The 20336-nt window shown below is 71.8% G+C and carries 18 protein-coding genes; 10 read left to right on the forward strand and 8 right to left on the reverse strand.

Annotation, left to right across the window (positions count from 1 at the left end; all coding sequences use genetic code 11):
* The first annotated feature begins 14 nt into the window (after positions 1–14).
* A complete protein-coding gene (locus RIN75_RS04140; protein WP_309110370.1) occupies positions 15–1907 on the forward strand; it encodes a DUF6779 domain-containing protein in 1893 nt (630 codons plus the stop codon).
* A gap of 11 nt (positions 1908–1918) precedes the next feature.
* Here the strand turns inward: RIN75_RS04140 and RIN75_RS04145 are convergent, their stop codons facing one another.
* Both RIN75_RS04145 and RIN75_RS04150 read right to left on the reverse strand, forming a co-directional pair.
* Positions 1919–2992: an NADH-quinone oxidoreductase subunit D gene (locus RIN75_RS04145; RefSeq protein ID WP_309110371.1), complete on the reverse strand. Its 1074-nt coding sequence runs from the start codon at positions 2990–2992 to the stop codon at positions 1919–1921.
* Positions 2993–3156: 164 nt separating this feature from the next.
* Entirely contained in the window at positions 3157–4065 is a 909-nt protein-coding gene (locus RIN75_RS04150) for an SAM-dependent methyltransferase (protein WP_309110372.1), read from the reverse strand.
* 30 nt (positions 4066–4095) lie between these two features.
* Here RIN75_RS04150 and RIN75_RS04155 point away from each other — a divergent pair, with 30 nt between their 5' ends.
* The 5 genes from RIN75_RS04155 to RIN75_RS04175 all read left to right on the forward strand — a co-directional run bounded on the left by RIN75_RS04155 (position 4096) and on the right by RIN75_RS04175 (position 8463).
* Entirely contained in the window at positions 4096–5271 is a 1176-nt protein-coding gene (locus tag RIN75_RS04155) for a PrsW family intramembrane metalloprotease (protein ID WP_309110373.1), read from the forward strand.
* 89 nt (positions 5272–5360) lie between these two features.
* The gene (locus RIN75_RS04160) at positions 5361–6251 is read left to right on the forward strand and encodes a DUF2520 domain-containing protein (RefSeq protein ID WP_309110374.1); all 891 of its coding nucleotides are present in this window, start codon (positions 5361–5363) and stop codon (positions 6249–6251) included.
* Positions 6252–6257: 6 nt separating this feature from the next.
* Positions 6258–7148, forward strand: a complete 891-nt coding sequence (panC, locus tag RIN75_RS04165) for a pantoate--beta-alanine ligase (RefSeq protein WP_309110375.1) — start codon at positions 6258–6260, stop codon at positions 7146–7148.
* Positions 7149–7159: 11 nt separating this feature from the next.
* A complete protein-coding gene (panD, locus tag RIN75_RS04170) occupies positions 7160–7666 on the forward strand; it encodes an aspartate 1-decarboxylase (RefSeq protein ID WP_309110376.1) in 507 nt (168 codons plus the stop codon).
* 11 nt (positions 7667–7677) lie between these two features.
* Positions 7678–8463 (forward strand): type III pantothenate kinase, encoded by a 786-nt coding sequence (locus tag RIN75_RS04175; protein ID WP_309110377.1) that lies wholly within the window; start codon positions 7678–7680, stop codon positions 8461–8463.
* A gap of 6 nt (positions 8464–8469) precedes the next feature.
* Here the strand turns inward: RIN75_RS04175 and RIN75_RS04180 are convergent, their stop codons facing one another.
* Positions 8470–9222 (reverse strand): class I SAM-dependent methyltransferase, encoded by a 753-nt coding sequence (locus RIN75_RS04180; RefSeq protein WP_309110378.1) that lies wholly within the window; start codon positions 9220–9222, stop codon positions 8470–8472.
* A gap of 62 nt (positions 9223–9284) precedes the next feature.
* Between RIN75_RS04180 and lysS the strand changes: the two genes are divergently transcribed.
* Together lysS and RIN75_RS04190 are read left to right on the forward strand one after the other, a co-directional pair.
* Positions 9285–10793, forward strand: a complete 1509-nt coding sequence (lysS, locus tag RIN75_RS04185) for a lysine--tRNA ligase (protein ID WP_309110379.1) — start codon at positions 9285–9287, stop codon at positions 10791–10793.
* A 113-nt stretch (positions 10794–10906) separates the two neighbouring features.
* Positions 10907–11254, forward strand: coding sequence for an Lsr2 family protein (locus RIN75_RS04190; protein WP_073886911.1), 348 nt, complete (start codon positions 10907–10909; stop codon positions 11252–11254).
* Positions 11255–11425: 171 nt separating this feature from the next.
* Here the strand turns inward: RIN75_RS04190 and RIN75_RS04195 are convergent, their stop codons facing one another.
* Positions 11426–12235 (reverse strand): (2Fe-2S)-binding protein, encoded by an 810-nt coding sequence (locus RIN75_RS04195; protein ID WP_309110380.1) that lies wholly within the window; start codon positions 12233–12235, stop codon positions 11426–11428.
* Positions 12236–12560: 325 nt separating this feature from the next.
* On the opposite strand from RIN75_RS04195, the gene RIN75_RS04200 reads away from it, so the two are divergent.
* Entirely contained in the window at positions 12561–15119 is a 2559-nt protein-coding gene (locus RIN75_RS04200; RefSeq protein WP_309110381.1) for an ATP-dependent Clp protease ATP-binding subunit, read from the forward strand.
* Between the two features lie 805 nt (positions 15120–15924).
* On the opposite strand, the gene pcp is transcribed toward RIN75_RS04200, so the two are convergent.
* Entirely contained in the window at positions 15925–16554 is a 630-nt protein-coding gene (gene pcp / locus RIN75_RS04205) for a pyroglutamyl-peptidase I (RefSeq protein WP_309110382.1), read from the reverse strand.
* Positions 16555–16717: 163 nt separating this feature from the next.
* Between pcp and RIN75_RS04210 the strand changes: the two genes are divergently transcribed.
* The gene (locus RIN75_RS04210; RefSeq protein WP_309110383.1) at positions 16718–17725 is read left to right on the forward strand and encodes an endonuclease/exonuclease/phosphatase family protein; all 1008 of its coding nucleotides are present in this window, start codon (positions 16718–16720) and stop codon (positions 17723–17725) included.
* A 3-nt stretch (positions 17726–17728) separates the two neighbouring features.
* Here RIN75_RS04210 and RIN75_RS04215 read toward each other — a convergent pair whose 3' ends face one another.
* From RIN75_RS04215 to RIN75_RS04225, 3 genes are read right to left on the reverse strand one after another with little or no spacing between them, the layout of a single operon-like run.
* On the reverse strand, positions 17729–18520 hold the full coding sequence (locus tag RIN75_RS04215; RefSeq protein WP_309110384.1) for a Sir2 family NAD-dependent protein deacetylase: 792 nt from the start codon (positions 18518–18520) through the stop codon (positions 17729–17731).
* A gap of 6 nt (positions 18521–18526) precedes the next feature.
* Positions 18527–18838 (reverse strand): antibiotic biosynthesis monooxygenase, encoded by a 312-nt coding sequence (locus RIN75_RS04220; RefSeq protein WP_309110385.1) that lies wholly within the window; start codon positions 18836–18838, stop codon positions 18527–18529.
* A 16-nt stretch (positions 18839–18854) separates the two neighbouring features.
* The gene (locus tag RIN75_RS04225; RefSeq protein WP_309110386.1) at positions 18855–20327 is read right to left on the reverse strand and encodes a M1 family metallopeptidase; all 1473 of its coding nucleotides are present in this window, start codon (positions 20325–20327) and stop codon (positions 18855–18857) included.
* Positions 20328–20336: the final 9 nt, after the last annotated feature.

Here is a 20336-nt window from a genome sequence, read left to right on the forward strand (position 1 = left end):
GTACGGTAGGAGCCATGACCGGGCGAGGCGCGTCGCAGGACGGCGAGCAGCAAGATCACGGTCGTGGCATCGGGCGACTACTGCTGGTAGCAGCGTTGGCGCTCGCACTCGGTGCCGCGGCGGTGCTGGTCCTCAGCGACAACGCCCGTTGGTTGAGACTGGCCGTGGTCGCCGCCCTGTGGGCTGCGCTGACCGGGGCGTTCCTCGCCGCCCGCTACCGCCGGCAGGTAGCGGACCGTGACGACGAGGTGGCCGACCTCCAGTCCGTGTACGAGCTGGAACTGGAGCGCGAGGTCGCCGCCCGGCGCGAGTACGAGCTGGAGCTGGAGGCGGAGACCCGGCGTCGGGTGCGCGAGGAGTCCCGCGAGGACCTGGAGGCGCTGCGCAACGAGCTGCGCGTGCTGCGGGAGAACCTGGAGGCGCTGCTCGGCGGCGAGGTGCTGGTCGAACGGGTGGCGCTGCGCGCGGAGTCGACCCGGATGCGCGCGCTGTCCGACCAGTCCCGGCTGATGGCCGTCGGCGACCAGCGGATCATCTCGGCGGCGCCCGCGAAGGCCGTTGCGGCTGCGAAAGCCGTGGAGAAGCCCGCGCCGGACCGCACCGAGCTGATCGAACGGGTCGCGCACGACGGTTCCCGCAAGGACCAGGTGCGGCGTCCCGAACCCACCCGCCCGGATCCGGGACGCCCAGACCCCGCCCGTCGCGACCAGCCCCAGCCGGCCCGCCGCGAACCCCTCCGCACCACCCCGCAACGCCCCGCCGCGGCCCGTGCGGAGTCGACGGAACGCGTGAACCGCGCCGACCTCGCCGGCCGCCTGACTCCCGGCACCCCCGCCCAACCGACCCGCCGCCCGGAACCGGCCCGCCCGGCTCGTCCGGCCGCGGAGCACGGTGAGGGGGTGCGGTCCGCGGAGGTGCGCCGGCAGGGCGAGGGCGTCGCGCTGGACGCCGGCCGCCTGGGCATCGGACTCGACGCCGAGCCCGCCCAGGGTGAGCGGCGCAGCCGGGTCGCCGAGCGGACCGAGATGATCAGCCGCGACGCGGTGGCAGCCGACCAGGCCGCCCGCCGCGCCTCGGCCGACCTCCGCTCCACCGAGTCCCGCTCCGCCGATGCCCGCCCGGCCGTCTCCCGCTCCGCCGACTCCCGAATTTCCGACTCCCGTTCCGCCGAGTCCCGCCTGTCCGAGTCGCGAGTCACCGAGTCCCGTCCTCCGATCGAGTCTCGTCAGGTCGAGTCGCGCCCGGCCGAGTCCGCGGGCCGGCGTGTGGAGCAGACCGGCGGTTTCCGCACCGTGGCAGCGAGTTCGGTCCGCCAGACCGGCGGCTTCCCGGCCGTGACGCCGTCCCGCACCGAGTCCGGTCGTCGTGCCGAACAAACCGGCGGCTTCCCGGCCGTGACCCCGTCCCGCACCGAGTCCGGTCGTCGCGCGGAGCAGACCGGTGGCTTCCCCGCGGTGACGCCGTCGCACAGCGCCGAGTCCGGTGGGCGTCGAGCGGCCGCCGAGACCGCTGGTTTCGGTGCGCACGAGTCCACTGTGGACGCCGGGCTGGCCAGGCCGACCGCCGTGCGCCGCGCCGCCGAGATGACCGGCGGGTTCCGTCCCGTCGAGAACGCCGGCCAAGCCGAGTCCAAGGGGCGGCGGGCTGCGGCGACCGGGGCCGGCTTCCGTCCCGTCACCCCCGCCACCACGCGTCGGGCCGCCGAGCACACCGGGTCGTACGAGCCGGTGTCCGCGGAACCCGCCGCGCGGTCGTCCACCGAGGTCTCCGGGCGCAGGCGCGCCCCCGAGCACACCGCGCCCGAAGCGGCCGGCGCGCACGCGGACGGCAAGTCGGTCAGCGAGTTGCTCGCCGCGTTCGGCGGGACGGACTCCCCGCGGCGCAGGCGTCGGCGCGGCGAGGACTGAGCCGGTCGACCCTACTTGTCGATGTCCCCGACCACGACCGCGAACGACCCGAGCACGGCCGGCAGGTCGTCCACCCGGGTGCCCGGCAGCAGCGCGGACAGGGCCTGGACGTTGTTGAACGACGGCGTCCGCAGCTTGAGCCGCCACGGCGTCTTCTCGCCCCGCGACGCCAGCAGCACGCCGGACGTCCCCAGCGGCGCTTCGACCCGCGTGTAGACCGCGCCCTCGGGTGCCTTGATCGCTTTGGGCAGGCGTAGGTTGACCGGTCCGCTCGGCAGCCGGTCCAGGCACCGGTGCACCAGTCGAACGGACTGCCGGACCTCGTCCACCAGGCACTGGACGCGGGCGAGGGCGTCCCCTTCGGTCCGCACGACCGGCTGGACGTCCAGGTCGCGGTAGCCCGGCGAGGGGTCGTCGCGGCGCAGGTCGAGGTCCACCCCGGACGCCCGTCCGATCGGCCCGGTGACGCCGTGCGCCAGGGCCGCCTCCCGGCTCAGCACGCCTTTTCCTCGCAGCCCTTCGGGAATCCCGCCAGTGTCCACTGCGGACACCGCTGCCCGGGCCCGCTCGACCCACCCGGCCGGGACGTCCTCGCGCAACCCGCCGATCCGGTTGAACATGAAGTGGATCCGCCCGCCGGACGCCTCCTCCAGCACGGTCTGGACCGCTTCCCGTCCGTCCGCGGCGACCTGGCCGGTGAGCGGGGTGAGGAAGACCAGGTGCGCCATGATCCGGTTCAGCTCGCACAGCAGTGCGCGGAGGACCTGGGCGCGGGGCGGGACGTCCATGCCGGTCATGCGCTCGACGGCGAGGGCGACGGCGAGTTCGTTGCAGAAGGCGGCGAGCCAGTCGTGGCGGTTGGCGAGGGTGAGGACCTGCCGGTAGTCGCGGACCTCGAACAGCTTCTCGGCGCCCCGGTGGAGGTGGCCGACGAGGGGTTCGGCGGCGGTGATGGTCTCGTCGTCGCGGACGGTCAGGCGGAGGCGGTACGCGCCGTGCGCGGACGGGTGCAACGGACCGAGGTCGACCACCCGGTCCACGCCCAGGTGACGCGCCCCGGCCCCGACGCCAACGGTGATCTCCACCGCTCCATGCTCGCACGCCGCCCGCTCGCGCTCCGGCTGTGGCCTCCGGCCCCCGACTCCATGATCCCACGAGCCACCGACAATCCCGCTCGACCCGGGCCGCGAGTCGGTCGGTTGCCGCGGGCTACGAGGCGGTCGGCTCGGCTCGGGCTGGAGGAGTCGGCTCAGGGCCGCCACGGAGGCAGCGGCGGCAGGAGATCACCGACCGGCACGCCGACCCCGTGCAAAAGCCACCCGAACGCCCCCAACCCCGCCGGGTCCCGCAGCTCCGCCACCCGCCCCGACCGCGCCAACGACTCCAGCCACGCCATCCCCGACCCGCCGGCCACAGCAGTCAGCCCCAAAGCCGCCAGAGCATCGCGCTGGGACACCAAAACCCGGTCGCCCCCGGCCGCGGCACCGCAAGCGTCCAAAGCCACGTGCGCGGTCAAGTCGCAAGAACCGTCGAACGCGGGCTCGACCTGCCGCCCCCCGCGATAAGCGGCGAAAGTCCCCGACGGGTACCGGCCGGCAGCACGGTCCGCACGAACGTGCCCGTAGTCGATGGCCAGCGCCGCCCCCCGCACCCGGGACACCGCGTCCGCCCACGCCGCATCCCGCGGCGCGCCGATCTCCGCCCGCCACCCCGGCCGCAACGGCCACCACCGCGCCAGCCAAGGGTCGTCGCACGGCCACTCCACCACCGGGCACGGGATCGCGTCCAGCCACTCGTGACCCACCAGCAACCCGACGACAGAACCCGGCAGCGACCGCTCCCACGCCACCCCGGGCAGGTCCCGCACCGGCCCGACGTCCACCGCCGTCACGCGCAACCGCCGCCCCAACGACCCGCTCGCCAACCCCCGCACCGCCGCCGACAGCTCGCCGCCACCCGCCCCGACGTCGACGAAATCCACCCGCGCCGGCCGGCCCAACGCGAAATCCACCCGATCGAGGAGCACCAACAACGCTTCGGCCAGCTCAGAGCCGATCAAGGGCGCGGTCCGGAAGTGGTCGGCGGGCACCGAACCGCGGGTGAAGAAGCCGTCCGGCCCGTACAGCGCCGCGCGCCACGCCCCTTCCGAATCCCGCATCGGTCAAGTGTCCCTTTAAGGTTGCGCACTGTGTCCGCCTCCCCTGCCCGCAAGCGCGCGAACCAGCGCCGCTGGACCGTCCTGCTGCCGGTGGTCGGCCTGATCGCCCTGGGTGTGTGCGGCCTGGTGCTGCTCGGCCTGGGCACCAGCAAGATCGGCCTCACCCCGATCCTGGTCGGCGCGGTCGCCGCGCTGCTGCCCGTGGTCGCGGTGCTCGGCGCGTTCCTGTGGGTCGACCGGTGGGAGCCGGAGCCGGCGAAGATCCTGCTGCTGGCCTTCGCGTGGGGCGCGTGCGGCGCGACGATCACCTCGCTGGTGTTCAACCAGACCGCGCACGTGCTCGGCGACCTGCTCAACGATGGTGACGGGTCGACGTTCGCCGCCGTGATCGGGGCGCCGATCGTCGAGGAGGCGACCAAGGCCGCGTTCGTGATCGCCTTGTTCCTGCGCCGCCGCGAGGAGTTCGACGGCGTGGTGGACGGCATCGTCTACGCGGGCGTCACCGCCGCCGGGTTCGCCTACACCGAGAACATCTACTACTTCGCCCGCGTCTTCGTGGACTCCGGGTTCGGCGACCTGTCCAGCGGTGTGATCGCCCTGTTCATCCTGCGCGGGGTGCTCTCGCCGTTCGCGCACCCGCTGTTCACGTCCATGACCGGCATCGGCATCGGCATCGCGGCCATGACGACGAACAAGCGGGTCCGGGTGATCGTCCCGATCCTCGGTTACGTCGGCGCGGCGGGCCTGCACTCGCTGTGGAACTTCTCCACCACGGTCGGCACCGGCTCGACGTTCATCAACCTGTACTTCCTGATCATGGTCCCCGTCTTCGCCGCGATGGTGTGGCTGGTGGTCTGGCAGCGCCGCCGCGAGCAGCGCATCGTCGCCGGCCAGCTGCCGGAGATGGCCGCCAACCGGTGGATCGCCTCCAGCGAGGTCACCCTGCTGGCCAGCCTCCAGGGCCGTCGGCGGTGGCGGCGGACCGTGCGGCGCAAGGTCGGCGAGCAGGCCGCGCGGGCCGTGGCCGGGTACCAGGTGGCCGCGACGGAACTCGCTTTCCTGCGCCACCGGATCGCCTCGGGCACCGCCGGGGCGGGCTCGGAAGAACGTCACGCGGCCCTCCTCGAAGCGCTCATCGCCGCACGTCAGACGGCGATCGACGCGCCGGGGGCGCTCAAGGCCGCGGGTGGTGTTCGTCGCAGTTGACGCCCGGTCCGGCGGACGCGGATTACGCTCGCGGCCGTCGTCCGGTACCCGACCACGGGACTGGAACGCCTCGAACGGAGTGACGTCGCATGGACGCGACCCCCCGCCCCGCGCGGCTGGCTGTCGGAGTGATCTCCGCCGGCCGGGTGGGCTCGGTGCTGGGCGCCGCCCTGACCCGGGCGGGCCACGTCGTCGGCTCGGTGTCCGCGGTGTCGCGCGCCTCGCTGGCCCGCGCCGAGGAACTCCTCCCCGAAGTCCCCGTCCTGCCCCCGCCCGAGGTCGCCGCGTCCGCGGACCTGGTGCTGCTGGCCGTCCCCGACGACGAGCTGGCCGGGCTGGTGCGCGGGCTCGTCGCCACCGGGTCGCTGCGCGCCGGGCAGATCGTGGTGCACACCAGCGGCGCGCAGGGCATCGGCGTGCTGGCGCCGGCGGCGGAGGTCGGCGCGCTGTGCGTGGCGCTGCACCCCGTGATGACCTTCACCGGCCGCGCCGAGGACGTCGAGCGGATGACCGCGTGCTCGGTCGGCGTGACCGCGGCGGACGGCGACGAGGCCGCCTGGAACGTCGGCGAGGCCCTGGTCGTGGAGATGGCCGCCGAACCCGTGCGCATCCCCGAGGCCGCCCGCCCGCTCTACCACGCGGCCCTCGCGCACGGCGCGAACCACCTGATCACGCTGGTCGCCGACTGCGCCGACGTGCTGCGCTCGGCGGGCATCGCGGACGCCGAGCGGATGCTGGGCCCGCTGCTGTCCGCCGCCCTGGACAACGTCCTGCGCCACGGCGACCGCGCCCTCACCGGACCGGTCGCGCGCGGCGACGCGGGCACCGTCGCCAAGCACCTGCGCGTCCTGGGCGAGCGGGCGCCTGGGACCCTTGCCGCGTACCGAACCCTCGCGCGCCGCACCGCCGACCGCGCCGAGGCGGCCGGGCTGCTCAAACCCGAGGCCGCCACCGACGTCCGCACCACCCTCGAGGACTGAACCAGCATGACCAAGCCGCTCACCAAGGACGACTACTCGCCCAACGACGTCACCGTGCACCGCGACCCCGACCGGCTGCGGCGCGTGGTGCGCGCGCTGCGCGGCGCCGGGCGCAACATCGCGCTGGTGCCGACCATGGGCGCGCTGCACGCGGGTCACCGCAAGCTGATCCGCGAGGCCAAGGTCATGCAGAACACCGTGGTCGTGGTGTCGATCTTCGTGAACCCGACCCAGTTCGGCGCGGGCGAGGACCTCGACCGCTACCCGCGCACGTTCGACGCCGACCTGGAGATGTGCCGCGAAGAGGGCGTGGGCCTGGTGTTCGCGCCCGGCGCCGAGGACATGTACCTGCCCGGGTCGACGGTCACCGTGTCGCCCGGTCCGCTGGGCGACGAGCTGGAGGGCGCGGTCCGGCCCGGTCACTTCGCGGGCGTGCTGACCGTGGTGTCCAAGCTGTTCAACATCGTCGAGCCGACCTACGCGGTGTTCGGCGAGAAGGACTACCAGCAGCTGACGCTGATCCACCGGATGGCCCGCGACCTGAACTTCCCGGTCGCGGTGGTGGGCGTGCCGACCGTGCGCGAGGCCGACGGGCTCGCCCTGTCCTCCCGCAACCGGTACCTGTCCGAGGACGAGCGGCTCGCCGCGACCACGCTGTCCGCCGCCCTGACGGCCGGCGCGCACGTCAGCGGGCAGGGCGCGGACGCGGTGCTCAAGGCCGCCTCGGACGTGCTGGCCGCCGAACCCGCGGTGTCGGTGGACTACCTGGAGCTGCGGGCGCCGGACCTCGGCCCGGCCCCGGAGAACGGCGACGCCCGCCTGCTCGTCGCCGCCCGCGTGGGCACGACCCGCCTGATCGACAATGCCCCCGTGCTGCTCGGCACCGGCGACGAGTGAGAGGGACCGCGATGCTGCGCACGATGCTCAAGTCGAAGATCCACCGCGCCACGGTCACCCAGGCCGACCTGCACTACGTGGGCTCGGTGACGGTCGACCTCGACCTCATGGAGGCCGCCGATTTGCTGCCCGGCGAGATGGTCGCGATCGTCGACGTCACCAACGGCGCCCGCCTGGAGACCTACGTCATCCCGGGCGAGCGCGGCACCGGCGTCATCGGCATCAACGGCGCCGCCGCGCACCTGGTGAAGCCGGGTGACCTGGTGATCCTGATCGCGTACGGGCAGATGGACGACGCCGAGGCGCGCGCGTACCAGCCCAAGGTCGTCTTCGTGGACGCGGACAACAAGGTCGTGGACCTGGGCGCGGACCCGGCGCACGCGCCCGAGGGGTCGGGGCTGGTGTCGGGTGCGGTGGCGGCGGGCGCGGTCGCGCCGGGTGCGGAGCCGGCGGTGGAGACGGTGTCCGAGACCGAGGACGCGACGGCGCTGGACGCCCTGATCCAGGCCGAGAACTAGGAGTTCGGAAAGTGCTGCTCGCCATCGACGTCGGCAACACCAACATCGTCCTCGGCCTGTACGACGGCACCGGCGACAAGGCCGAACTGGTCCGCGACTGGCGGATGCGCACCGACGCGCGCATGACCGCGGACGAGCTGGCCCTGACCATGCGCGGCCTGCTCGGCGAGTACGCGGACAAGATCACCGGCATCTCGGCGCTGTCGACGGTGCCGGCGGTGCTGCGCGAACTGCGCGTGATGCTCGGCCGGTACTACTCGTCGGTGCCGAAGGTGCTGGTCGAGCCCGGCGTGCGGACCGGCGTGCCGCTGCTGGTGGACAACCCCAAGGAGGTGGGCTCGGACCGGGTGATCAACACCCTGGCGGCCCACCACCTGCACAGCACGGCGTGCGTGGTCGTGGACTTCGGCACGTCCACCAACCTCGACGTCATCTCCGCCAAGGGCGAGTTCCTGGGCGGTGCGCTGGCCCCGGGCATCGAGATCTCGGTGGACGCGCTGGCCGCCCGCGCCGCCCAGCTGCGCAAGGTCGAGCTGGTCCGGCCGCGGTCGGTGATCGGCAAGAACACCGTGGAGTGCTTGCAGTCCGGGATCGTGTACGGGTTCGTCGGTCAGGTGGACGGGCTGGTCCGGCGGATCATCGACGAGTTGCAGGCCAGTGAGCCGGGGCCGGTCGCGGTGATCGCGACCGGTGGGTTGGCGCCCCTGGTGGTGACGGAGTCGGCCACCATCCAGAGCCACGTGCCGGACCTGACGCTGTTGGGCCTGCGCTTGGTCTTCGAGCGCAACATGCGCTGAACGGGGTCAGACGCGGATCAGGCGCTTCACGTAGGTGATCAGCGGCACGTCGAACTCGCCCTGTGCGGTCTCCGGGCGGGAGCGGAGGTAGGTCAGCATCTTTTCGAGGAGGGCCTCGCGTTCCTCGGGGGTGATGACCAGGGTGTGCGAGTGGGTGCCGGCCGTGGCTACCAGGCTTTCCGCGGTTCGGCGCTGGGTGTGTCGGAAGGTGGCGTCGGTCGCGTCGCGGAACGACTCGTGGTCCGGGACCGAACGGCCGGCCGTGCCCACGGAGGCCGAGACCGCGCCGGAGACCGCGCCGAACTCCGCCACCCACGGGACCGAGGTGTCGTCGCTGTTCCACATGGCCGCCAGGACACCGCCGCGGCGCAGCACGCGGGCGATCTCGGGCATGGCCCGCGCCGGGTCGAACCAGTGGAACGCCTGTCCCACCAGCACCGCGTCCATCGTCGCGTCCGGCACCGGGATGCGTTCGGCCGAACCCGGCAGGGCGCGCACCCCGCCGCAGTGGCGGACCAGCTCCGACAGCATCGCCTCGTCCGGCTCGACCGCCGTCACGTGGTGGCCCTCGGCGACGATGCCGGCGGTCAGCTTGCCGGTGCCGGCGGCCAGGTCCAGCACGTCGTGGGCGCCGGGGCCCAGCGGCGCCAGCGACCAGCGGATCGCGGCGGCCGGGTAGTCGGGCCGGTGCTGTGCGTAGGCGGAGGCTTGCGGGCCGAAGGAGTTGGCCCGGCGAGCAGTCAAGTCGTCACCCGTCACCGCACCCACCCTAGTGAGAACCCGTTCGAATCCCCGAGAGACCTTTCCGTACCCTTCTTGCCGTGAGTGAGCAGCCTGCGAACCCAGCCGTGACCAGTGACGACCTGCCCGAGCAGTTGCGCGTGCGCCGGGAGAAGCGGGCGCGGCTGCTGGAGCGCGGGGTCGATCCCTATCCCGTCGAACTCCCGCGCACGCACACGTTGCGCGAGGTCCGGGAAGCGCACCCGGACCTGGAACCGGACACCGCCACCGGAGAGGTGGTCGGCGTCACCGGCCGGGTGATGTTCCTGCGCAACACCGGGAAGTTGTGCTTCGCGACGCTGCGCGAAGGCGACGGCACCGAACTGCAGGCCATGCTGAGCCTGAACAACGTCGGCGAGGAGTCCCTCGGCGAATGGAAGACCGACGTCGACTTGGGCGACCACGTATTCGTGCGCGGCGAGGTCATCACGTCCCGTCGCGGTGAACTGTCGGTGATGGCGCACGAGTGGCGGATGGCGGCCAAGGCCCTTCGTCCGCTACCGGTCGCGCACAAGGAACTGGCCGAGGAAACCCGCATTCGGCAGCGGTACGTCGATCTCATCGTCCGGGAGCAGGCCCGCAACACGGTGCGCAACCGGGCCGCCGTCGTGCGGTCGCTGCGGGACTCGTTCCACCGGCGCGGATTCGTCGAAGTCGAGACCCCGATGTTGCAGACGTTGCAGGGCGGCGCGGCGGCCCGGCCGTTCGTCACCCGCTCGAACGCGCTGGACATGGACCTGTTCCTGCGCATCGCGCCGGAGCTGTACCTCAAGCGGTGCGTGGTCGGCGGTATCGAGAAGGTCTTCGAGATCAACCGCAACTTCCGCAACGAAGGCATGGACTCGTCCCATTCGCCCGAGTTCTCCATGCTGGAGTACTACGAGGCGTACGCCACCTACGACACCAACGCGGTGCTGACCCGCGAGCTGGTGCAGGAGGCGGCGATGGCCGTCGCCGGCTCGCACGTGGTGACGCTCGCCGACGGCACGGAGTACGACCTGGGCGGCGAGTGGACCACGCTCACCATGTACGGGTCGCTGTCGGAGGCGGTGGGCGAGGACGTCACGCCCGAGACGCCCGCCGAGCACCTCCGCAAGCTCGCCGACCGGCACGGCCTGGAGACCGACCCCGAGCTGGGGCACGGCAAGCTGGTCGAGGAGTTGTGGGAGCACCTGGTGGGCGACCACCTGCACGCCCCCACCTTTGTGCGGGATTTCCCGGTGGAGACCTCGCCGCTGACCCGGCAGCACCGGACGGAACCGGGCGTCGCCGAAAAGTGGGACCTGTACGTGCGGGGATTCGAGTTGGCCACGGGTTACTCGGAACTGGTCGACCCGGTCGTGGAGCGGGAGCGGCTGGAAGCCCAGGCCCGGTTGAGCGCCGCCGGGGACGTCGAGGCCATGCCGGTGGACGAAGACTTTCTGCGATCGCTGGAGTACGGAATGCCACCGAGCGGTGGCGTGGGAATGGGCATCGACCGACTGCTGATGGCCATCACCGGCCTCGGTATCCGGGAGACGATCCTGTTCCCCCTCGTGCGCCCGGAATGAGTAACTTCTTCGACTCCGGTCTGCGCATTGCGGTACTTGTGCGCTAACCTGCACTCCGTAAAGCTTTGGGTCGCGGTCGGGGAAACCGCGCATTCGAGTCCAGGAGGATACGCATGGCGCAGAAGGTCACCGTGACCCTGGTCGATGACCTGGACGGTGGGAAGGCGGAGGAGACGGTCGGCTTCGGTTTGGACGGTGTGTCCTACGAGATCGACCTTTCCGCGGATAATGCGAGCAGGCTCCGCGACGCTCTCGCCGACTTCGTCGCCAGTGCTCGCAAGGCGGGCGGTCGCAAGCGCGGTCCGGGTCGTCCGGCCGGGGTCAAGGCGGCGCGTCCCGCGTCCGCCGACCGGGAGCAGAACCAGGCCATTCGGGAGTGGGCGCGCAAGCAGGGGATGAAGGTGTCCGATCGCGGGCGCATCCCCGCCGAGGTGCTGGAGGCGTACCACCAGCAGGGCTGAGGCGTGATTGGCGTGGCGCACGCCACGGCAATTACGTCAATCGACGAAGGGGCGCCGGTTTCGACCGGCGCCCCTCGGTTGTTTTGGGAGATCTTGTCGGACGTCGGATGGTGAAGTTCATAACGATGTCACGCGAAGCGCGGCGCATGTGAACGGATACCGCCGAACGGATCAACGGCCGGCGACGCGCGGGCAGGTGTCGCACACCTGCGCGCCCGGCAGCACGTAGTGGAAGCAGCAGCTCTGCCGGCGGCGGGTCCAGCCCGACTCGGTGGCGTGCAGGGTCGAAGCCGATGTGAACGGCTCGATCTTGTCCGGGAGCAACAGGGCGGCGTCCGCGACGCCCGCCTGCTCGTCCCCGCAGAGCTGACCCGCCCGCCAGGCCGCGCCGTCCAGGGCGTCGGTGGCCGCGGCCCACAGCATCCGCCGGCCCAGCCGCACGGTCGGCCCGAAGGCCCGCACGAACTCGGCGGCGTGCGCGGCGAACCGGGCGCGCAGGAGGGCGGCCAGGGCGTGTTCGTCGGCGACGACGGTGGCCGCCGGGTGGTTGCCCCCGGGGTCGTCGGGCAGGCACGCGAAGTCCTCGGCCAGCAGCGCCACGGCCACGATGTGCGGGCGGCCCTCGTCGGCGATGCGCACCGCCACGTCGGCGGGCCGCAGCGACGGCACCCGGCGGGCCTGGTGGAACAGGGTGCCGCCGACCATGCCCACGACGCTGAGGTACCAGCTCATGACGTACCCGGCGGTGGTGCGCTCCGGGGCCTCGCCGTAGTTCTCGGTGAGCCAGGCGCCCAGGTCGGCGCGCCAGGCGTCGAAGCGGGCGGGCTCGTCCAGGAGGGTCCTGGTGGCGGTCCAGCCGCGGGCGTCCTCCGGGAGGCCGAAGCGGACCTCGCACCACTCGGCGAGGGCGTTCGCCCGGCCCACGGACCCGGCGATGGGCGTGCGCGCTTCGCGTGCTCGTGTCCTCGCCGGTACGGTCATGGTGGAAGGCCCTCGCGGTCGGTTCTTAAGGCTTGCCTAACCTTACCGAGGTTTGCTCGTCTCGGTGGCCGACGGTGACACCGGTCACGTCGCCGGGGTTGCCGCGCGGCGGGTGTTCGCGTTGAGCGGACATCGCCCGATCCGTGGAATCTGCCTGGCAGATCCCGCGTTGGTACCGATGTCAGAGATCCCCGAAGGTGACTGCACGCGAACGGGAACTGAGAGTGTCGGGGCTGACGACTACAGTGGTCCCACGGTGCCGCGCTCTCCACGGCCAGTCTGTGGTGAGCCCGAGGACCGCCGGCGCAGCAGTCAGGGAGTGCGAATGTTCGAGAGGTTCACCGACCGCGCGAGGCGGGTGGTTGTCCTGGCCCAGGAAGAGGCCCGGATGCTCAACCACAACTACATCGGCACCGAGCACATCCTCCTGGGCTTGATCCACGAGGGTGAAGGTGTCGCCGCCAAGGCGCTGGAGTCGTTGGGGATCGCGCTGGAGGGCGTCCGCCAGCAGGTCGAGGAGATCATCGGCCAGGGCCAGCAGGCCCCGTCCGGCCACATCCCCTTCACCCCGCGCGCCAAGAAGGTGCTGGAGCTGTCCCTGCGCGAAGCGCTGCAGCTCGGGCACAACTACATCGGCACTGAGCACATCCTGCTCGGCCTGATCCGCGAGGGCGAGGGCGTCGCCGCGCAGGTCCTGGTCAAGCTGGGCGCGGACCTCAACCGCGTCCGCCAGCAGGTGCTCCAGCTGCTCTCCGGCTACTCGACCAAGGAAGGCGCCGCCGAGTCCAGCGGCCGCGGCGAGGGCACCCCGTCCTCCTCCCTGGTGCTCGACCAGTTCGGGCGCAACCTGACCGCGTCCGCGCGCGAGGGCAAGCTCGACCCGGTGATCGGGCGCACCAAGGAGATCGAGCGGGTCATGCAGGTGCTGTCCCGCCGCACCAAGAACAACCCGGTCCTGATCGGCGAGCCCGGCGTGGGCAAGACCGCCGTCGTCGAGGGCCTGGCGCAGATGGTCGTCAAGGGCGAGGTGCCCGAGACGCTCAAGGACAAGCAGCTCTACACGCTCGACCTGGGCTCCCTGGTGGCCGGCTCGCGCTACCGCGGTGACTTCGAGGAGCGCCTGAAGAAGGTGCTCAAGGAGATCCGCACGCGCGGCGACATCATCCTGTTCATCGACGAGATCCACACGCTGGTGGGCGCCGGCGCGGCCGAGGGCGCGATCGACGCGGCCTCGATCCTCAAGCCGATGCTGGCCCGCGGCGAGCTCCAGACCATCGGCGCGACCACCCTCGACGAGTACCGCAAGTACGTCGAGAAGGACCCCGCCCTGGAGCGCCGGTTCCAGCCGATCCAGGTCGGCGAGCCGTCGCTGGAGCACACCATCGAGATCCTCAAGGGCCTGCGCGACCGGTACGAGGCGCACCACCGCGTCTCCATCACCGACTCGGCGCTGGTCGCCGCCGCGACCCTGGCGGACCGGTACATCAACGACCGGTTCCTCCCGGACAAGGCGATCGACCTGATCGACGAGGCCGGCGCCCGGATGCGCATCCGCCGCATGACCGCGCCGCCGGACCTGCGCGAGTTCGACGAGAAGATCGCCGACGTGCGCCGCGACAAGGAGTCCGCGATCGACGCGCAGGACTTCGAGCGGGCCGCCAAGCTGCGCGACCAGGAGAAGCAGCTGCTCGGCCAGAAGGCCGAGCGGGAGAAGCAGTGGAAGGACGGCGACCTCGACGTCGTCGCCGAGGTGGACGACGAGCAGATCGCCGAGGTCCTGGCGAACTGGACCGGCATCCCCGTGTTCAAGCTCACCGAGGAGGAGACCACCCGTCTGCTCCGCATGGAGGACGAGCTGCACAAGCGGATCATCGGCCAGGTCGACGCGGTCAAGGCCGTGTCGCAGGCCATCCGCCGCACGCGGGCCGGCCTGAAGGACCCGAAGCGCCCGTCCGGCTCGTTCATCTTCGCCGGCCCGTCCGGCGTGGGTAAGACCGAGCTGTCCAAGGCGCTGGCGAACTTCCTGTTCGGCGAGGACGACGCCCTGATCCAGATCGACATGGGCGAGTTCCACGACCGGTACACCGCGTCGCGCCTGTTCGGTGCCCCTCCCGGTTACGTCGGCTACGAAGAGGGCGGCCAGCTCACCGAGAAGGTGCGCCGGAAGCCGTTCTCCGTGGTGCTGTTCGACGAGATCGAGAAGGCGCACCAGGAGGTGTACAACACGCTGCTCCAGGTGCTGGAGGACGGCCGCCTGACCGACGGTCAGGGCCGGACGGTGGACTTCAAGAACACCGTCATCATCTTCACCTCGAACCTGGGCACGTCGGACATCTCCAAGGCCGTCGGCCTGGGCTTCACCTCGGGTCAGGACACCGCGTCCAACTACGAGCGCATGAAGAACAAGGTCAACGACGAGCTGAAGAAGCACTTCCGGCCCGAGTTCCTCAACCGCATCGACGACATCATCGTCTTCCACCAGCTCACGCAGGACGAGATCATCAAGATGGTGGACCTGATGATCGCCCGCGTCGAGCAGCAGTTGAAGAACAAGGACATGGCGATCGAGCTGACCGAGAGGGCGAAGAAGCTGCTCGCCAAGCGCGGCTTCGACCCGGTCCTCGGCGCCCGGCCGCTGCGCCGGACGATCCAGCGCGAGATCGAGGACCAGCTGTCGGAGAAGATCCTGTTCGGCGAGATCCAGCCGGGCCAGATCATCATCACCGACGTCGAAGGCTGGGACGGCGGCGACAACGACCCGGACGACAAGGCCCACTTCGTCTTCCGCGGCGAGTCGAAGCCCCTCCGGGTGCCCGACGCCCCGCCGGTCGACCTGGCGGCCTCCGGTGGCGACACCGGCGACTCGGACTCCGAGTCCGCCTGACGGCATTGTGTGGTGAGAACGCCCTCCGGGTTTCCCGGGGGGCGTTCTGCCGCTTCGGGGGGTTTCAGTCGATCGAGTGACATGCGGGTTTGGGAACCGATCCGCCGGTCCCGCGTCCCGTGATTGGAGAGGTCGCGCGGCCGGCGGGGCGAGCGGCCGGGACGTGGCGGTGTCGAGCCTGCGGTGGGGCTGGCCGGGAGGCCGGTCGGTGGACGGGCCGGCCGGTGTTCGGGCTGGCCGGCGCGTGGGCCGGTCGGTGGCGGGCTAGCCGGTGGCGGGCTAGCCGGTGGCGGGCTAGCCGGTGGACGGGCCGTGCTGCTGGCCGCTGCGGCTGGCTGGGCGGCGCTGTGGTCGCCTGGGCGAGCGGTGTGGCTGGGCGGCGCTGTGGGTCGCCCCGGCGGGCGGGCTGCGGTCGCTGGGTGGGCTGCTGCGAGGGCGCTGTGGCGTGCGTAGAGCGGTGGGGCGCAAGGCGGTGGGGCGGGCACAGGGCGGTGGGCGGCACAGGGCGTTGGGAGCGCGCATAGGGCGGCGGGGCGGCACAGGGCGGTGGGGGCGCGCATAGGGCGGCGACATGCGTGGCGGGCGTGCGCGTGGGCGGCGGCGTGTGCAGGGCTGTGGGGCGCGGAGGGCGGTGGGGCGCCACATGGCGGTGAGGTGCGCAGGGCGGTGAAGTGCGCAGGGCGGTGAAGTGCGCAGGGCGGTGAAGTGCGCAGGGCGGTGAAGTGCGCAGGGCGGTGAAGTGCGCAGGGCGGGCCGAGTGGGCTGGTGCTGGGGTGGTGGGGTCTGCGGGCGGGGGAGGGGTGGGTTAGTGGAGGGTGCCGGCCGTCGTGTGGAGGTCGGTGGGGGTGGTGAGGGTTGTGCTGATGATCAGGGATAGGGCCTTGGCGACCGTGCTCGTGGCCAGGCTTGGGGACTCTGGGTGGCCCTGTTCGGGGGCGTAGGGCACGTGGACGAAGCCGGCGCGCAAGTCGGGGTGTTCGGTCGCCACCAAGTGCATCAAGCCGTAGAAGACGTGATTGCAGACGAAGGTGCCCGCGGTGTGGGAAACGGCTGCTGGGATTCCCGCCGCCCGCAAAGCGGCGACGCAGGCTTTTACGGGCAGGGTGGTGAAGTACGCGGCGGGGGCGTGGGGGATTACCGGCTCGTCGATCGGTTGCGCGCCGGAGTTGTCCGGAATCCTTGCGTCGTTGAGGTTGATCGCCACGCGCTCGGGGGTGATCGCGGCGCGGCCGCCGGCCTGGCCCACGCAGATGACGACGTCGGGTGAGTGTTCGGCGACCAGGGCTCGCAGCGCCACCAGGGACTCCGTGAAGGAGCACGGCAGTTCGGCGGTCACCAGTTCGTAGCCGGTGGGGATGACCTGGCGGACGGCGTCCCAGGACGGGTTGGTCCGGTCGCCGCCGAACGGTTCGAAGCCCGTCAGCACAACTCTCACCGGAGCAGCCTAAATGCCCGGCACACCGGATCTCCGGGCACGGGATCGCCGGGCAACACCGGATCCCCGGGCACGGATCGCCGGGCAGCACCGGATCCCGGGCGCTGGATCGCCGAGCACACTGGATCGCCGAGCACACTGGATCTCCGGGCACACTGGATGCGTGGTCGACATCCGGGAACGTGCCAGCGACGAAGTCAGACCCGACCGAAAGGACCGTCCCCGGCGCAAGTCGGTCACGTTCCTGCTGGTGGTGGCGACGGCCGCCTTCCTCGCCGCCGCCGGGCTCCGGCTCCTCGGCATCGACGGCACCCGCTACACGATCGCCACCACCGCCCTGATCCCCTACATCACCGCGGCCGGCGTGCTGCTCGGCGTGCTCGCCCTCCTGCTCCGGCGGTGGGCGATCGGGACCGTCGTCCTGCTGGTCGCCGCGGTGCTGGTGGCGGCGGTCGCGCCGCGGGTGTTCCCGGACTCGCGGCCCAACGGGGTCGGGTTCACCGTCCGGGTCATGGCGGCGAACGTGCTGTTCGGCACCGCCGACGCGGAGGCGCTCGTCCGGATCGCCCGGGAGCACCGGGTCGACGTCCTCACCCTCCAGGAACTCACCCCGGAGATGGTCGCCGACCTCGACCGCGCCGGCCTCGGCGAACTCCTCCCGCACCGCGTCTTCGCCCCCGAGCCGGGTGCCTCTGGAGCGGGCATCGCGTCGCGCTTCCCGCTCACCGCCCGAACCCTCGCCGCGCCGATCAGCCTCGGCCAGGCGGGCGCCCTCGTGGACCTGCCGGGCGAGGACATGGAGGTCCTGTCCGTGCACCCCATGCCGCCGGTCGTCACCGAAGGCCCCGACCAGTGGAAGCGGGACATGGCGGGCCTGCCCGAACCCGACCACGACGGCCTCGTGCGGGTGCTCGCGGGCGACTTCAACGCGACCCTCGACCACGTCGCCCTGCGCCGCCTGCTCAACCAGGGCTACGTCGACGCCGCGGACCAGGTCGGCGCGGGACTCGAACCCACGTGGCCGTCCGGCGGCGGGGTGTGGCCGCCCCCGGTCGCGATCGACCACGTCCTGGTCGACGGGCGGTGTCCGGTGGACGACTTCGACGTGGTCGACATCCCGGGCTCGGACCACCGGGCGGTCATCGCGCGCTTCGTGGTCCCGCAACCGTAGGACTCAGGTCAGCGCGGCCAGCGCCCGCAAAGCCTCCAGCGCGCCCATGCGCAGGGACACCCCGCGCCCGTGCCGCACCTCCGGCTCACGCGGGTTGATCCTGATCAACGCCCCGGACGCGGCACTGGCCAGCTCCGCCTGCCGCCGCACGGTCGGCACCGCCAACCCCGCCCCCAGCTCCAGCACGACCAGGTTCCGCTTCCCCCGCCGCCACTCGGCCAACGCGTCCGACTGCCGCCGGCTCCGCTCCGGCACCCACGCCCAATCGCCGAACATGAGGATGTTCGGCCGCGCCAACCCACCGCAGTTGCGGCACGACGGCAGTGGCGACACCGCGCGCATGGTCTCCGGGTCGACCTCGACCACCACGTCGTCGGCCGCCCACACCTCGTCGGTGCACGGCTCGACGCATTGCAAGTGGTGGATCGACCCGTGCACCTCGGCCACGTCGGTGAACCCGGCCCGCTGGAACTGCCCGTCCACGTTCGACGTGAACACCCGCGCGCCCCAGCCCCGCAGCACGGCGAACCCGGCGTGCGGCGCGGTCCGCCGGTACAGGTCGAGCCGGTGCCCGTAGAAGCCCCACGCGAGCGTCGGGTCCTCCGCGAAGTGCACCGGATCGGCCAGCTCGACGAACTTCAACCCCAGCCGCTCGTACGGCGGGTACGCCTGCCAGAACCCGTGGTCGCCGCGGAAGTCGGGCAGGCCGGAGTCGACCCCCATGCCCGCCCCCGCGCACACCAGCACGGCGTCCGCCGAGGCGATCAGCTCCGCGGCCCGCTCAAGATCACTCAAAGGCGATCAGGACTTCTTCGGTTCCGACGACAGGACCACCTCGAACTCCAGCAGGTCCGAGCCGGTGCCGACGGGCTTCGCGCGCTCACCCGAGTGCGCCTCGCGCGCGGACCCGCCCAGCCAGTTCTTGAAGTCCTCGTCGGTCTCCCAGTGGGTGACCACGAAGTACCGGGTGTCACCGGCCACCGGGCGCAGCAGTTGGAAGCCGAGGAAGCCGGGCGACGAGTCGACCGCCCCGAGTCGCGCGGCGAACCGCTTCTCCAGCTCCGGGCCGGAACCGTCGGGCACGTGGATCGCGTTGATCTTCACAACCGCCATGCCTCGACGGTAGCAGTCAGCGGCGCAGCGAGCCGGGGTACAGCAGGTCGTCGGACGGCGGCAGTTCGGCGCCCCGGAACCAGGCCGCGAAGAACGCGTCCAGGTCCTGCCCGGACACCTTCTCCACGTGCTCCTCGAACTCCGGCCACGACGCGTTGCCGTCGCGGTGCGTCGCCGTCCACCCCTTGAGGACCTTGTCGAACGACTCGTCGCCGATCTGCCGGCGCAGGGCGTGCACGGCGAGCTGCCCCTTGTCGTACACGCCGCGGAACTCGTTGCCGCGGCCCATGTCGTAGAGCTTGCGGGCCCAGTAGTTCTCCGAGTCGCGGGTGCGGGCGACCTCCGAGCGGAACCGGTCGTCGAGGTCGACGCCGTCCTTGCCCTCCTCCCACATCCACTGCGCGTAGCTGGCGAAGCACTCGTTGAGGCAGATGTCGGACCACGACCGCAGCGACACCGAGTCGCCGAACCACATGTGCGCGTTCTCGTGGACCATCGTGTCGAGGTTGGCCCACTGCGCGTAGATCGGCCGGGTCTGGGTCTCCAGCGAGAACCCGATGTTGTCGACCAGGAAGATCCCGCCCGCCGCCTGGAACGGGTACGGCCCGAACTTCCCGGACAGGAACTCGATCACCTCGGGCAGCCGTCGGTGGTCGTCGCGGGCGTCCAGCGCGCCGGGCGCGTAGGCGCTCACCACGGGTGTCCCATCAGGCAAAACCGACCGGTCGAACGTCCACTTGTCGATCGCCACGGTCGCCAGGTAGGTCGCCATGGGCTGCGGGGCGTTCCAGCGGAACGTGGTCCACCCGGCCTCGCGGGTCGTGCCTTCCTCGACGCCGTTGGACACCGCCGACCACCCGTCCGGCACGCGCGCCGCCAGCTTGAACGTGGCCTTGTCGCGCGGGGTGTCGTTGGCGGGGAACCAGGTGGTCGCCGAGTGCGGCTGGCCGGCCGCGAACGCGCCGCCGGACGCGGAGATCTGCCACCCGCTGCGGCCCAGCGCCCGGTCCTGGACCACGGTCGGCTCGCCCCCGTAGGTCACGGTCACCACGAACTGCTGGTCCCGGCGCAAGGGCTGGGCGGGCGTGATGACCAGTTCGTGCTCGCCCTCGCGCGTGAACTGCGCCTTCTCCTCGCCGACCACCACCTCGGACACCTCCAACTGGTAGAGGTCGAGGTTGAACCGGCTGAGGTCGGCCGTGGCGACCGCCGTGATCCGCGTCTTCCCGTCGAGGTGCCGGGTCGCGGGGTCGTAGCTGATGGACACGTCGTAGCCGCTGACGTCGTAACCGGAGTTGCCGTCCTGCGGGTAGTACGGGTCGCCCGCGCCGTCCCCGCCGACCTCGTTCACCACCGGCGGGGTGCTGGTGGGCGGGACCGCGACCGGGCGGCCGGTCTCCCCGGGCGTCTTGGCGACCAGCACCCCGACGACCGCCAGCACGACCGCGGCGACGAGCAGGTAAGGGCGGGCCTTGGGGCTCAGTGCCATGCCGACATG

Source organism: Saccharothrix sp., from assembly GCF_031180885.1.
Lineage (GTDB): Bacteria > Actinomycetota > Actinomycetes > Mycobacteriales > Pseudonocardiaceae > Actinosynnema.